General features: G+C 43.9%; 21 protein-coding genes. 5 read left to right on the top strand and 16 right to left on the bottom strand.

All coding sequences use genetic code 11. The annotated features are described in order from the left end of the window. Positions 1 to 50 precede the first annotated feature (50 nt). The 5 genes from def (at position 51) to mscL (ending at position 4,829) form a co-directional block, all read left to right on the top strand. Positions 51 to 572, top strand: a complete 522-nt coding sequence (def, locus tag ACE2AL_RS19395; protein WP_206086928.1) for a peptide deformylase — start codon at positions 51 to 53, stop codon at positions 570 to 572. Between the two features lie 28 nt (positions 573 to 600). Further along, a complete protein-coding gene (gene fmt / locus ACE2AL_RS19400) occupies positions 601 to 1,548 on the top strand; it encodes a methionyl-tRNA formyltransferase (RefSeq protein WP_206086927.1) in 948 nt (315 codons plus the stop codon). Positions 1,549 to 1,615: 67 nt separating this feature from the next. Next, positions 1,616 to 2,902 (top strand): 16S rRNA (cytosine(967)-C(5))-methyltransferase RsmB, encoded by a 1,287-nt coding sequence (gene rsmB, locus ACE2AL_RS19405; protein WP_349416062.1) that lies wholly within the window; start codon positions 1,616 to 1,618, stop codon positions 2,900 to 2,902. 33 nt (positions 2,903 to 2,935) lie between these two features. Continuing rightward, the gene (gene trkA, locus ACE2AL_RS19410; RefSeq protein ID WP_206086925.1) at positions 2,936 to 4,312 is read left to right on the top strand and encodes a Trk system potassium transporter TrkA; all 1,377 of its coding nucleotides are present in this window, start codon (positions 2,936 to 2,938) and stop codon (positions 4,310 to 4,312) included. A gap of 106 nt (positions 4,313 to 4,418) precedes the next feature. Continuing rightward, positions 4,419 to 4,829 carry a large-conductance mechanosensitive channel protein MscL gene (gene mscL, locus ACE2AL_RS19415; protein ID WP_206086924.1) on the top strand — a complete coding sequence of 137 codons (411 nt, stop codon included), beginning with the start codon at positions 4,419 to 4,421 and terminating at the stop codon, positions 4,827 to 4,829. Here mscL and ACE2AL_RS19420 read toward each other — a convergent pair whose 3' ends face one another. The 16 genes from ACE2AL_RS19420 to rpsN form a co-directional block, all read right to left on the bottom strand. Continuing rightward, complete coding sequence (locus ACE2AL_RS19420) at positions 4,830 to 5,030, bottom strand: alternative ribosome-rescue factor A (RefSeq protein WP_047756676.1); 201 nt, start codon at positions 5,028 to 5,030, stop codon at positions 4,830 to 4,832. It lies immediately after the preceding gene. A gap of 31 nt (positions 5,031 to 5,061) precedes the next feature. After that, positions 5,062 to 5,478: a Zn(2+)-responsive transcriptional regulator gene (zntR, locus tag ACE2AL_RS19425; RefSeq protein WP_272516391.1), complete on the bottom strand. Its 417-nt coding sequence runs from the start codon at positions 5,476 to 5,478 to the stop codon at positions 5,062 to 5,064. A gap of 135 nt (positions 5,479 to 5,613) precedes the next feature. Next, positions 5,614 to 6,000: a 50S ribosomal protein L17 gene (gene rplQ / locus ACE2AL_RS19430; RefSeq protein WP_014657271.1), complete on the bottom strand. Its 387-nt coding sequence runs from the start codon at positions 5,998 to 6,000 to the stop codon at positions 5,614 to 5,616. A gap of 37 nt (positions 6,001 to 6,037) precedes the next feature. Then, on the bottom strand, positions 6,038 to 7,027 hold the full coding sequence (locus ACE2AL_RS19435) for a DNA-directed RNA polymerase subunit alpha (protein ID WP_206086923.1): 990 nt from the start codon (positions 7,025 to 7,027) through the stop codon (positions 6,038 to 6,040). Positions 7,028 to 7,052: 25 nt separating this feature from the next. Beyond that, positions 7,053 to 7,673 (bottom strand): 30S ribosomal protein S4, encoded by a 621-nt coding sequence (rpsD, locus tag ACE2AL_RS19440; protein ID WP_004265487.1) that lies wholly within the window; start codon positions 7,671 to 7,673, stop codon positions 7,053 to 7,055. Positions 7,674 to 7,710: 37 nt separating this feature from the next. After that, entirely contained in the window at positions 7,711 to 8,100 is a 390-nt protein-coding gene (gene rpsK / locus ACE2AL_RS19445; protein WP_004388621.1) for a 30S ribosomal protein S11, read from the bottom strand. Between the two features lie 16 nt (positions 8,101 to 8,116). Next, positions 8,117 to 8,473, bottom strand: coding sequence for a 30S ribosomal protein S13 (gene rpsM / locus ACE2AL_RS19450; protein ID WP_004907144.1), 357 nt, complete (start codon positions 8,471 to 8,473; stop codon positions 8,117 to 8,119). A gap of 145 nt (positions 8,474 to 8,618) precedes the next feature. Continuing rightward, the gene (gene rpmJ / locus ACE2AL_RS19455) at positions 8,619 to 8,735 is read right to left on the bottom strand and encodes a 50S ribosomal protein L36 (RefSeq protein WP_206086922.1); all 117 of its coding nucleotides are present in this window, start codon (positions 8,733 to 8,735) and stop codon (positions 8,619 to 8,621) included. 45 nt (positions 8,736 to 8,780) lie between these two features. Beyond that, a complete protein-coding gene (gene secY / locus ACE2AL_RS19460) occupies positions 8,781 to 10,106 on the bottom strand; it encodes a preprotein translocase subunit SecY (RefSeq protein ID WP_206086921.1) in 1,326 nt (441 codons plus the stop codon). A gap of 7 nt (positions 10,107 to 10,113) precedes the next feature. Next, positions 10,114 to 10,548: a 50S ribosomal protein L15 gene (rplO, locus tag ACE2AL_RS19465; protein ID WP_206086920.1), complete on the bottom strand. Its 435-nt coding sequence runs from the start codon at positions 10,546 to 10,548 to the stop codon at positions 10,114 to 10,116. A gap of 3 nt (positions 10,549 to 10,551) precedes the next feature. Next, positions 10,552 to 10,731 carry a 50S ribosomal protein L30 gene (gene rpmD / locus ACE2AL_RS19470; protein ID WP_004265475.1) on the bottom strand — a complete coding sequence of 60 codons (180 nt, stop codon included), beginning with the start codon at positions 10,729 to 10,731 and terminating at the stop codon, positions 10,552 to 10,554. 6 nt (positions 10,732 to 10,737) lie between these two features. Then, on the bottom strand, positions 10,738 to 11,238 hold the full coding sequence (rpsE, locus tag ACE2AL_RS19475) for a 30S ribosomal protein S5 (RefSeq protein ID WP_006657022.1): 501 nt from the start codon (positions 11,236 to 11,238) through the stop codon (positions 10,738 to 10,740). Positions 11,239 to 11,252: 14 nt separating this feature from the next. Continuing rightward, the gene (rplR, locus tag ACE2AL_RS19480; RefSeq protein ID WP_006657021.1) at positions 11,253 to 11,606 is read right to left on the bottom strand and encodes a 50S ribosomal protein L18; all 354 of its coding nucleotides are present in this window, start codon (positions 11,604 to 11,606) and stop codon (positions 11,253 to 11,255) included. A gap of 9 nt (positions 11,607 to 11,615) precedes the next feature. After that, positions 11,616 to 12,149: a 50S ribosomal protein L6 gene (gene rplF / locus ACE2AL_RS19485; protein ID WP_206086919.1), complete on the bottom strand. Its 534-nt coding sequence runs from the start codon at positions 12,147 to 12,149 to the stop codon at positions 11,616 to 11,618. Between the two features lie 14 nt (positions 12,150 to 12,163). Beyond that, on the bottom strand, positions 12,164 to 12,556 hold the full coding sequence (gene rpsH, locus ACE2AL_RS19490) for a 30S ribosomal protein S8 (protein ID WP_004907134.1): 393 nt from the start codon (positions 12,554 to 12,556) through the stop codon (positions 12,164 to 12,166). 29 nt (positions 12,557 to 12,585) lie between these two features. Next, positions 12,586 to 12,891 carry a 30S ribosomal protein S14 gene (gene rpsN / locus ACE2AL_RS19495; protein ID WP_004265458.1) on the bottom strand — a complete coding sequence of 102 codons (306 nt, stop codon included), beginning with the start codon at positions 12,889 to 12,891 and terminating at the stop codon, positions 12,586 to 12,588. Positions 12,892 to 12,894 lie beyond the last annotated feature (3 nt).

The following is a 12,894-nucleotide window of genomic DNA, read 5'->3' on the forward strand; positions in this document are numbered from 1 at the left end:
AGAATAAGCATTAATTCCCATTCACTTTTTGGAAACCGCTCGAAAAATTTATGTCAGTCTTAAACGTATTACATTATCCAGACGAGCGCTTACGCACAATTGCTAAGCCAGTCGAAAAAGTTGATGCGCAAATTCAACGCATTGTAGATGATATGTTCGATACCATGTACGAGGAAGAAGGTATTGGGCTCGCTGCTACGCAAGTCGATATCCACCAGCGGATCATTGTTATTGATGTGTCTGAAACACGTGACCAACGTTTAGTGATTATCAATCCTGAATTATTAGATAAATCAGGTGAAACGGGTATCGAAGAAGGATGTCTTTCTATTCCTGAGCAGCAAGGGTTTGTTCCTCGAGCAGAGCAAGTCAAAATCCGTGCATTAGATTATAATGGCGAGCTTTTTGAACTCGAAGCTGATGGTTTATTGGCTATTTGTATCCAACATGAAATGGATCACCTTGTTGGTAAGCTGTTTGTTGATTACTTATCGCCGTTAAAACGCCAACGTATTCGCCAGAAAGTTGAAAAGCTCGATAGGCTTAGAGCGAAAGAGGCAAAAAATAGCTAGTTTAGTGAATAAAAACAGGGAAATTAACGTGTCAGAACCATTAAAAATTATCTTTGCAGGAACGCCTGATTTTGCAGCAAAACATTTAGCTGCTCTTCTTGGAACCCAGCACCAAATCGTTGGCGTTCTTACTCGCCATGATAAACCTGCAGGTAGAGGTAAAAAACTAACGCCGAGCCCTGTAAAAGTTTTAGCGCAGGAACATGACATCCCTGTTTTTCAACCCATATCTCTAAGAGGCGCTGAAAATCAACAGTGGCTCAAAGACAGAAATGCAGATCTCATGATAGTTGTCGCATATGGTTTGATTTTACCCCAAGCTGTTTTAGACATTCCTCGCTTAGGCTGTTTGAATGTACATGGTTCCTTATTGCCTCGTTGGCGTGGAGCGGCACCGATTCAACGCTCAATTTGGGCCGGGGACGCTGAAACAGGGGTGACAATTATGCAGATGGATGCGGGATTAGATACGGGCGACATGCTGTATAAAGCTGTCTGCCCCATCACGCCGAACGACACCAGTGCAACCCTGTATGAAAAACTCGCTATCACTGGGCCGGAAGCTTTAATTCATACGGTTAATATGTTATCTACGGGCCAATGTACACCAGAAAAGCAAAATGATGCTCTTGCCAATTACGCAGAAAAACTCTCTAAAGAAGAAGCTCGTATTGATTGGCAACAAGATGCGACTCATATTGAACGTTGTATCCGTGCATTTAATCCATGGCCGATGAGCTATTTTATGGTTCAGGAACAACTGATTAAGGTTTGGCAAGCTGAAGTGATTGAAGATTTACAAGGTAAGCAACCTGGCACAATCATTCGTGCGGATAAAAATGGGATATGCATTGCTACGGGGAATGGCGTATTAAATATCACCCAATTACAACCACCTGGCAAAAAAGCCATGAGTGCGCAGGACATACTAAACTCCCGCCGTGAATGGTTTACCCCAGAGCAAATTCTCGATTAACGAATCTGTAAACTGCCTGAAATATCAGGCAGTTTTATTTTAGTAACTAAAAGACCCATCTTCACTTATGAAAAACACATACAATTTGCGTAGTCTCGCTGCGACTGCAATTAACCAAGTTATCGATAATGGGCAATCATTAAGTACTGTTTTGCCTGATTTGCAACGTAATATCAACGATAAAGATAGAGCATTATTACAAGAGATTTGCTTTGGTGTTCTACGTTATTTACCTAAGCTTGAATGGTTTATTAGCCAATTAATGGAAAAACCGCTCACGGGTAAACAGAGAACCTTGCACTATCTAATTATGGTCGGTATCTATCAGCTACTCTACACACGTATACCAGCACATGCAGCATTAGCTGAAACCGTAAATGGTGCCGTCGCACTCAAACGCCCTCAACTAAAAGGCTTAATCAATGGTGTCTTACGTTCTTTTCAACGCCAACAGGTTCAATTAGAAGAACGGATCGCGAATAACAATAGCCAATACCTTCACCCGAGTTGGTTACTCAAGCGTTTACAAGTTGCTTATCCTAATGATTGGCAAACTATTGTTGAAGCAAATAATCAGCGCCCACCTATGTGGCTAAGAGTCAACTCCCAACATCATACTGCTGAGCAATATCTTGGTCTGTTAGAACAAGCAGAAATAGCGGCACACTTGCACTCAACTCATCCCAGTGCTATCCGCTTAGAGGAACCTACCGCAGTCACAAAATTACCAGGCTTCGATGAGGGTTGGTCAACAGTACAAGATGTTTCTGCTCAAGGCTGTGCAGAACGACTTGAACCACAAAATGGTGAAAATATTTTAGATTTATGTGCGGCACCAGGTGGCAAAACAACACATATTTTAGAGCTCGCACCAAAAGCTAATGTACTTGCAGTTGATATTGATGAAACCCGTCTAAAACGAGTAAAAGATAATTTAATTCGTCTTAAGCAACACGCTACTGTCGTGCAAGGAGACGGTACACAGCCCGAAAAATGGGCTGATGGGCAGCAATTTGATCGGATTTTACTTGATGCACCTTGTTCGGCGACTGGAGTTATCCGTCGCCACCCTGATATAAAATGGCTACGTCGTGACTCCGATATCAATGAACTGGCAGAATTACAGGCTAAAATCTTAGAGGCTGTTTGGCCTTATCTAAAAGCAGGTGGTACTTTATTGTATGCGACCTGTTCTGTCATGCCTGAAGAAAACTGTCAGCAAATACAACGGTTCCTTACTAAACATTCCGATGCACATCTAAATGATGGGACAGAGGCAGGACTGCAAATATTGCCAAGTGCTGAAGGTGGTGATGGCTTCTTTTATGCACGTATAATAAAACAAGCACAATAATAAGTCATGAGTTACCTAATATAGGAATATGCAATGAAAATCATTATTCTAGGCGCTGGGCAAGTCGGTGGCACACTTGCTGAAAATTTAGTTGATGAGAACAATGATATTACAGTCGTTGATACCGATGGCGATCGTCTGCGCCAGCTGCAAGATCAATTCGATCTACGTGTTGTCAATGGTCATGGCTCCCATCCACGCGTGCTTCGTGACGCAGGGGCTGAAGATGCTGATATGTTAGTCGCGGTCACTAACTCTGACGAAACAAATATGATTGCTTGCCAAATTGCATATAGCCTATTTAATACGCCGAATAAAATTGCACGGATCAGAGCCACCGAATATATCCGTGAGGCAGATAAGCTTTTTCTTCCTGAGCAGATCCCAATTGACTACCTGATATCACCTGAGCAATTGGTTATCGACTATATCTATAAACTGATTCAATATCCTGGTGCTCTTCAGGTTGTTAATTTTGCGGAAGGGAAAGTCAGTATTGTTGCTGTAAAAGCTTACTATGGTGGTTCACTAGTAGGGAATGCTTTATCTAGCTTACGTGAACATATGCCACATATAGATACGCGAGTTGTTGCGATATTTCGGCAAGATCGCCCTATTCGTCCTCAAGGCTCAACGGTTATTGAAGCAGGTGATGAAGTCTTCTTTGTCGCTTCAACACAACATATTCGCGCAGTAATGAGTGAGCTACAAAGGCTGGAAAAACCCTATAAGCGCTTAATGATTGTGGGTGGAGGAAATGTTGGTGCAGGTCTAGCTCGGCGTTTAGAAAAAGATTATAGCGTTAAGCTTATCGAGCGAAACCAGCAACGCGCGACTGAATTAGCACAACTGCTACATGATACCATCGTATTTTATGGTGATGCATCTGACCAAGAGCTACTCACTGAAGAACATATTGAGCAAATGGATGTGTTTATCGCCCTCACAAATGATGATGAAGCTAATATTATGTCTGCAATGTTAGCGAAAAAAATGGGGGCCAAAAAAGCAATGGTGCTTATCCAGCGTTCAGCCTACGTTGAGCTTGTTCAGGGGGGAGTGATTGATATTGCCGTCTCTCCTCAGCAAGCCACGATCTCTGCTTTATTAAGCCATGTAAGAAAAGCCGATATTGTTAGTGTTTCTTCTTTAAGAAGAGGTGTCGCAGAGGCCATTGAAGCTATTGCACACGGTGATGAAAATACCTCAAAAGTGGTCGGTAAAAAAATATCTGAAATTAAACTTCCTCCAGGAACAATTATTGGCGCAATAGTTCGAGAAGAGGAAGTTATTATAGCTAGCGATTATCATATTATTGAACAAGGTGACCATGTCATTATGTTTATTACAGATAAAAAATACGTTCCTGACGTAGAGAAATTATTCCAGCCAAGCCCGTTCTTTTTATAAAATAATAAAAAGAGCGTAAATATTTGCAGCTTAATAAATCTAGCGACTATAATTTGTTAACCTAACACACTTTGTTTCAATTGAGTTATTTATTAAGGGGTCGTCGATGAGTTTTTTAAAAGATTTTCGCGAATTTGCCATGAAAGGCAATGTAGTAGATATGGCTGTCGGTATTATTATTGGTGCTGCATTTGGTAAGATTGTTTCTTCATTAGTTGCTGATGTCATCATGCCCCCATTAGGCCTACTCATTGGTGGGGTAGACTTTAAATCATTTAGTGTTGTACTAAAAGAAGCACAAGGTGATTTGCCAGCTGTTGTACTTAATTATGGGATGTTTATACAAACTGTATTTGACTTTGTTATTGTAGCTTTTGCGATCTTTATGGCAATTAAAGTAATGAATAAAGTTCGTCGTGAAAAAGAAGCTGCACCAGCTGAACCAACGCCGCCCTCTACTGAAGAAGTTTTATTATCAGAAATTCGTGATTTATTGAAAGAGCAGAATAAAAAATAACTAAAAAGCCAGTGGTAATAAGTAAATAAACCTATTACCACTGGCCTCCCAGTTATTTGCCTTATTATTTTTTCCTTTTCTTGTATAACTTCCTTTTCCTTTTTTATTTTTTTCTACTCGTTGACGAAATAATGGGTCATGAAGTAATGCTTCAATTGCATTATCTTTTATCTCACCACGTTTGTGCTGATATTTACTCATAATATACCTTCTTTAGTTTCAGTTAATAACCTTAATAAACCTTAGATGCACCCCGCTCTAGAATCTCCATAATAGAACAGTATGTTGACGCATGTTCCTCACCACAGCATGCAGAACTCAACATCTTCAGTGAATCACGCATGATAATAAGCTCTTGAATCTTTTTTTCAACTTCCAGTAATCTGATATCGACAATATGTTTAGACTCCTGGCAAGTATGGTGTTCTGGATCAACACGAATAGACAACAGCTCTGATATTGCTTCTAAAGTAAAACCTAATTGCTTTGCATAACGGATAAAACGCAATCTCTGAAGGTCTTGTTCTGTAAATAAACGATAACCACCTTCGGTACGTACTTTGTGCCCCATTAGCCCTTGTTTCTCATAGAAGCGAACTGTATCGGGAGTCACATCGGCTAACTTGGCAATTTCACCTATCTTATACATACTCATAATGCTTTACCTGTAAATAAGGATTGATAGTAGAAAATTCAAGGGAAGAACAAATCATTCGAAGGGTAAGAATAGCAGGTACAAAAAAACCGGGCAAATATACCCGGTTTTCTTGAAAGCTACTGTAGATTACTCTGCAGCTGCTTCTTGAGACTCAACAGCACGGTCAACAAGCTCGATGTAAGCCATCGGAGCGTTGTCGCCTGTACGGAAGCCACACTTAAGAATACGAGTGTAACCACCAGCACGAGCTGCGAAACGAGGTCCCAGTTCATTAAATAATTTTGCAACGATCTCGTTATCACGAGTACGTGCGAATGCCAGACGACGATTAGCTACGCTGTCGGTCTTGGCAAGAGTAATCAGCGGCTCAACGACGCGACGCAGTTCTTTCGCTTTAGGCAGAGTCGTCTTGATGATCTCATGACGAACTAAAGAACCAGCCATGTTACGGAACATAGCTTGGCGGTGGCTGCTGTTGCGGTTCAATTGACGACCACTCTTACGATGGCGCATGACCTTATCCTTCTCAGTAAAACCTTAACCTGTGATCTTAATCATCAGCAATACTTGCTGGTGGCCAATTTTCTAAGCGCATGCCCAGAGAAAGACCACGAGATGCCAAGACGTCCTTAATTTCAGTAAGAGATTTCTTACCAAGGTTAGGCGTTTTAAGCAACTCAACTTCTGTACGCTGTACCAGATCACCGATGTAGTGGATAGCTTCTGCTTTAAGGCAGTTAGCAGAGCGGACAGTCAATTCCAGATCGTCAACTGGGCGCAATAAGATAGGATCGAATTCTGGTTTTTCTTCTTTAACTTCTGGTTGACGTACATCACGTAAATCAACAAAAGCTTCAAGCTGTTCAGCCAGAATGGTCGCTGCACGGCGAATCGCCTCTTCAGGATCGATTGTACCATTAGTTTCCATTTCGATAACTAACTTATCCAAGTCAGTACGTTGCTCAACACGAGCTGCTTCAACATTGTAGGCAATACGCTCTACAGGGCTGTAGCAAGCATCGACTAACAAACGACCAATTGGGCGCTCATCTTCTTCCGAATGAACTCGGGCAGAAGCCGGCACATAACCACGACCACGCTGAACTTTAATACGCATATTAATTGATGCGTTTTCGTCAGTCAGGTGGCAGATGATATGCTGTGGCTTGACGATTTCGACATCACCATCATGGATGATATCGGCTGCAGTCACAGGGCCAATGCCAGATTTATTCAAGGTTAAAATAACTTCATCTTTCCCCTGAACTTTTACCGCCAGCCCTTTCAGGTTGAGGAGAATCTCCAGGATATCTTCCTGTACACCTTCTTTGGTGCTGTACTCATGCAGTACACCATCAATCTCAACCTCTGTCACCGCACAACCCGGCATAGACGAAAGCAGAATACGGCGCAGTGCGTTACCTAGAGTATGGCCAAAGCCACGCTCTAAAGGCTCAAGGGTCACCTTAGCGTGCGTCGAACTCACTTGCTCGATATCTACCAGGCGCGGTTTTAGAAACTCTGTCACAGAACCCTGCATTGTGTCCTCTCTTTGGTGCTAAGCTTTACTTGGAGTAAAGCTCGACGATCAGGTGTTCGTTAATGTCCGCAGACAAGTCAGTACGTTCAGGAATACGTTTGAACACACCTTCCATTTTAGCAGCATCAACTTCCAGCCAAGTTGGCTTCTCACGCTGTTCAGCCAGCTCTAAAGCAGCCTTAATACGAGACTGTTTTTTAGCTTTCTCACGAACGCTGATAACGTCATTCGGGGAAACCTGATAAGAAGCGATATTAACAACACGACCATTTACCATGATAGCTTTATGGCTAACCATTTGACGTGCTTCTGCGCGAGTTGCGCCAAAGCCCATACGATAAACGACGTTATCAAGACGACCTTCCAGCAGAGTCAGCAGGTTTTCACCTGTGTTGCCTTTTAGACGTGTTGCTTCTTTGTAATAGTTACGGAATTGACGTTCCAGAACACCGTAGATACGACGAACTTTTTGTTTTTCACGTAACTGAACACCGTAGTCAGACAGACGCGGTTTACGCGCTCCGTGCTGGCCTGGTGCCTGTTCTAATTTACACTTGGTGTCAATCGCGCGAACACCAGACTTCAGAAAGAGGTCTGTTCCTTCGCGACGGCTCAGCTTGAGCTTAGGACCCAAATATCTAGCCATTTTCTTTCTCCAACAGTCCTAAAAAAAACGAAACGTATTAAACGCGACGTTTTTTCGGTGGGCGACAACCGTTATGAGGGATAGGAGTCACATCAGTAATATTAGTGATGCGGAAACCAGCGGCGTTCAGAGCACGAATTGTTGATTCGCGACCCGGACCCGGTCCCTTAACCATAACTTCCAGGTTTTTGATTCCGTATTCTTTCACAGCTTCTGCGCAACGCTCTGCCGCAACCTGAGCTGCGAACGGAGTGGATTTGCGAGAACCACGGAAACCGGAACCACCGGCAGTTGCCCAACCTAATGCGTTACCCTGACGGTCAGTAATTGTAACGATTGTGTTGTTGAAAGAAGCATGGATATGAGCCACACCGTCTGAGACTTGTTTTCTTACACGCTTACGTGCACGAACTGGTGCCTTTGCCATTATTCAATACCCCGACTTATTTCTTGATCGGCTTACGCGGACCCTTGCGGGTACGAGCGTTAGTCTTAGTACGCTGTCCGCGCACAGGAAGACCACGACGATGACGTAAACCACGGTAACATCCAAGGTCCATCAGACGCTTGATGCTCAGGGTAATTTCACGACGTAGGTCACCTTCTACCACATACTTGGCAACTTCGTCACGCAGCTTGTCGATTTGTTCTTCAGACAGCTCACTGATCTTAACATTTTCAGCAATACCAGTTGCTTCACAGATAGCCTGTGAACGTGTTTTGCCGATTCCGAAAATCGATGTTAAAGCGATTACGGTATGTTTATGATCAGGAATGTTAATGCCTGCTATACGGGCCACTATGCACTCCTAAGTTAAAATATACATTACTGTGCTGAAAAGCCCGTTTTCAGGATACTCAAACAATAATGTATCTTAGATAAAAAAGATTGGCTGGCTAATTTAGCCAGCTCAACCCAACTTTGCAAGAAAAAAATGCTTTTTCTTAACCTTGACGTTGTTTATGTCTTGGTTCAACACTGCAAATTACACGAACGCTACCATGGCGACGGATAACTTTACAGTTACGGCATAATTTCTTGACGGAAGCACGAACTTTCATTTTTACTCTCCGTAACTTCTAGCAAACCATAACCACACTAAGTGATTATTTACCTTTAAGGTTTGCTTTCTTCAATGCAGACTCATACTGACTTGACATCATCAGAGTTTGCACTTGAGCCATAAAGTCCATGATAACGACAACCACAATTAAGAGGGAAGTACCACCAAAGTAGAAAGGTACTTTCATTGCGTCACGCATGAACTCCGGGATTAGGCAGATAAAGGTAATGTATAACGCACCAACTAATGTCAGGCGAGTCATTACCTTATCAATGTACTTGGCCGTTTGCTCTCCCGGACGAATTCCTGGTACAAATGCACCGGACTTCTTCAGGTTATCTGCTGTTTCTCTCGGGTTGAAAACCAATGCCGTATAGAAGAAACAGAAGAAGATGATCGCAGAAGCATAAAGCAACACATATAACGGTTGACCAGGCTGTAAGTACATAGAAATTGTAGTCAGCCAGTCCCAGCCAGTTCCATCACCAAACCAAGATGCTATTGTACCCGGGAATAGTATGATACTGGAAGCAAAAATTGCAGGAATTACACCCGCCATATTCACTTTTAACGGTAAATGTGTACTTTGTGCTGCATAAACACGGCGTCCTTGCTGACGTTTAGCGTAATTAACGACAATACGACGTTGACCACGTTCCATAAACACAACAAAGAAAGTTACCGCGAATACTAACACCGCAACCAACAGCAACAGGAGGAAGTGCAGATCGCCTTGCCGAGCTTGCTCGATGGTATGGCCAATGGCCGGCGGTAATCCCGCAACGATACCAGCGAAGATAATGATTGAAATACCGTTACCGATACCTCTTTCAGTTATCTGTTCGCCTAACCACATAAGGAACATGGTTCCTGTGACTAAGCTAACAACTGCCGTAAAGTAGAACGGAAGGCCTGGATCAATCACTAATCCTTGCATCCCTGGCATATTCGGTAGACCCATTGCAATACCAATAGATTGGAATATTGCTAATACCAGAGTACCCCAACGAGTATATTGGCTTATCTTCCGACGACCTGCTTCTCCTTCCTTCTTAATCTCTGCTAATCGTGGATTAACCACTGATAATAATTGGACAATGATCGATGCCGAAATATACGGCATGATACCCAAAGCAAAGATAGAAGCACGGCTAAGAGCACCACCAGAGAACATGTTAAACATTTCAATGATGGTGCCTTGTTGCTGTTCGAGCAATTTGGCAAGCACAGTGGCATCAATACCAGGGATTGGAATAAAAGAACCAATTCGGAATACAATTAGCGCACCAATTACAAACAAAAGTCTGCGTTTAAGTTCGCCAGCTCCACCTTTGGCACTTTGAAAATCTAATCCTGGTTGTTTAGCCATCTGTCACTTATTCCTCAATTTTACCGCCGGCAGCTTCGATTGCAGCGCGAGCACCTTTAGTAACACGAAGGCCACGTACAGTAACTGCACGGTTCACTTCGCCAGACAGAATAACTTTCGCAAATTCAATCTGGATGCCAACAACGTTCGCGGCTTTCAGTGCGTTCAGATCAATAACATCGCCTTCAACAGCTGCAAAATCAGACAGACGAATCTCTGCAGTGATCATTGCTTTGCGTGAAGTAAAGCCGAATTTCGGCAAACGACGGTATAAAGGCATCTGGCCACCTTCGAAACCACGGCGTACGCCACCGCCAGAACGAGATTTCTGACCTTTGTGACCACGTCCGCCAGTTTTACCCAGACCAGAACCGATACCACGACCTACGCGTTTAGGCGCGTGCTTGGCACCTTCAGCCGGAGACAGAGTATTTAAACGCATCTCTTACTCCTCAACTTTAACCATGTAGGAAACCAAGTTGACCATACCACGAACGGCAGGAGTATCCTCACGTTCTACTGTATGACCAATGCGACGCAGACCTAAACCGACCAGTGTTGCCTTATGCTTAGGCAGACGACCGATTGAACTGCGAACTTGTGTAATTTTAATAGTCTTAGCCATGGCTGATTACCCCAGAATTTCTTCGACGGATTTTCCACGCTTAGCTGCGACCATTTCTGGAGACTTCATGCTGTCTAAAGCATCCAGTGTTGCACGAACCACGTTGATTGGGTTTGTGGAACCGTAGGTTTTAGCCAGTACGTTGCGAACTCCAGCTACTTCTAACACTGCACGCATTGCACCACCGGCAATAATACCAGTACCTTCGTGAGCAGGTTGCATAAACACGCGGGAACCGGTGTGTGTACCTTTCACTGGGTGGAATAATGTGCCGTTGTTAAGAGCAACGGTTTTCATACTGCGACGGGCTTTTTCCATCGCTTTCTGGATTGCTGCCGGAACTTCGCGCGCTTTGCCGTAGCCAAAACCAACGCGACCGTTACCATCACCAACTACAGTCAGTGCGGTAAAGCTGAAAATACGGCCACCTTTAACGGTTTTTGCTACGCGGTTTACCGCGATCAGCTTTTCCTGCAGTTCGCCAGCTTGTTTTTCGATGTGAGACATCTTACACCTCTACCTTAGAACTGAAGGCCAGCTTCACGGGCAGCATCTGCCAGTGCCTGGACTCTACCATGATATTGGAAACCAGAACGGTCAAAAGCAACAACAGTGATGCCTTTTTCCAGTGCGCGTTCAGCAACTAATTTACCAACTGCTGCTGCTGCGTCTTTGTTTCCAGTAAACTTAACTTGTTCATTGATAGCTTTTTCTGTAGTAGAAGCTGCAACCAATGTTTCAGAACCGTTTGGTGCGATAACCTGCGCATAAATATGGCGTGGAGTACGATGTACCACCAGGCGAGTCGCACCCAATTCTTGGATCTTACGGCGTGCGCGGGTCGCACGACGGATACGAGCTGCTTTCTTATCCATAGTGTTACCTTACTTCTTCTTAGCCTCTTTGGTACGCACGATTTCATCGGCGTAACGAACACCTTTACCTTTGTAAGGCTCAGGACGACGGTAAGCACGCAGTTCTGCTGCAACTTGACCAATCACTTGCTTATCCGCACCTTTCAGTACGATTTCAGTTTGTGTTGGACATTCAGCAGTAATGCCTGCTGGCAGTGCGTGTTCAACCGGATGCGAGAAACCTAAAGACAAGCTAACAGCATTGCCTTTGATTGCTGCACGGTAACCAACACCAACCAGTTGAAGCTTTTTAGTGAAGCCATCGGTAACACCAACAACCATTGCATTGCACAGTGAACGAGTAGTACCCGCTTGTGCCCACGCATCTTCAAAACCATCACGTGGTCCGAAAGTTAAATGGCCATCTTCATGTTTAACTTCAACTGCATTATGGATAGTACGAGTAAGCTCGCCGTTTTTACCCTTAATCGAAATAACCTGACCGTTGAGTTTTACCTCTACGCCGGCAGGAATGACGACGGGTGCTTTTGCCACACGAGACATTCTTTCCTCCCGAATTAAGCTACGTAGCAGAGAATCTCGCCACCAAGACCAGCTTGGCGAGCTGCACGATCAGTCATGACACCTTTAGAGGTAGAAACAACAGCGATACCTAGGCCAGCCATAACTTGTGGCAGCTCATCTTTTTTCTTATAGATGCGCAGACTTGGGCGGCTTACACGCTGAATGCTTTCTACAACAGCCTTACCTTGGAAATAACGTAAAGTCAGTTCCAATTCTGGCTTGATGTCGCCTTCAATTTTAAAATCTTCAATATAACCTTCTTCCTTCAGCACTTTGGCAATCGCCACTTTCAGCTTGGAGGAAGGCATGGTGACCGCAACTTTGTTCGCGGCCTGACCGTTACGGATACGGGTCAGCATATCCGCGATGGGATCTTGCATGCTCATCTGTCTTTACTCCCGTGATTCAAATGGAATTACCAACTTGCCTTTTTAAGGCCCGGGATTTCACCGCGCATAGCGGCTTCACGGACTTTAATACGGCTCAGACCAAACTTCCGCAGGAAACCGTGCGGACGCCCTGTTTGACGGCAGCGGTTACGCTGACGAGAAGGACTTGAATCACGTGGCAGTGTTTGCAGCTTGAGAACAGCGTCCCAGCGATCTTCATCAGATGCTTTAACATCAGAGATGATAGCTTTCAATTCAACGCGTTTTGCGAAGAACTTCTCAGCTAATTTAGCACGTTTAACATCACGCGCTTTCATAGATTTCTTAGCCATGAG

This window comes from Providencia xihuensis, from assembly GCF_041953405.1.
In the GTDB taxonomy this organism is placed as follows: Bacteria; Pseudomonadota; Gammaproteobacteria; order Enterobacterales; family Enterobacteriaceae; genus Providencia; species Providencia vermicola.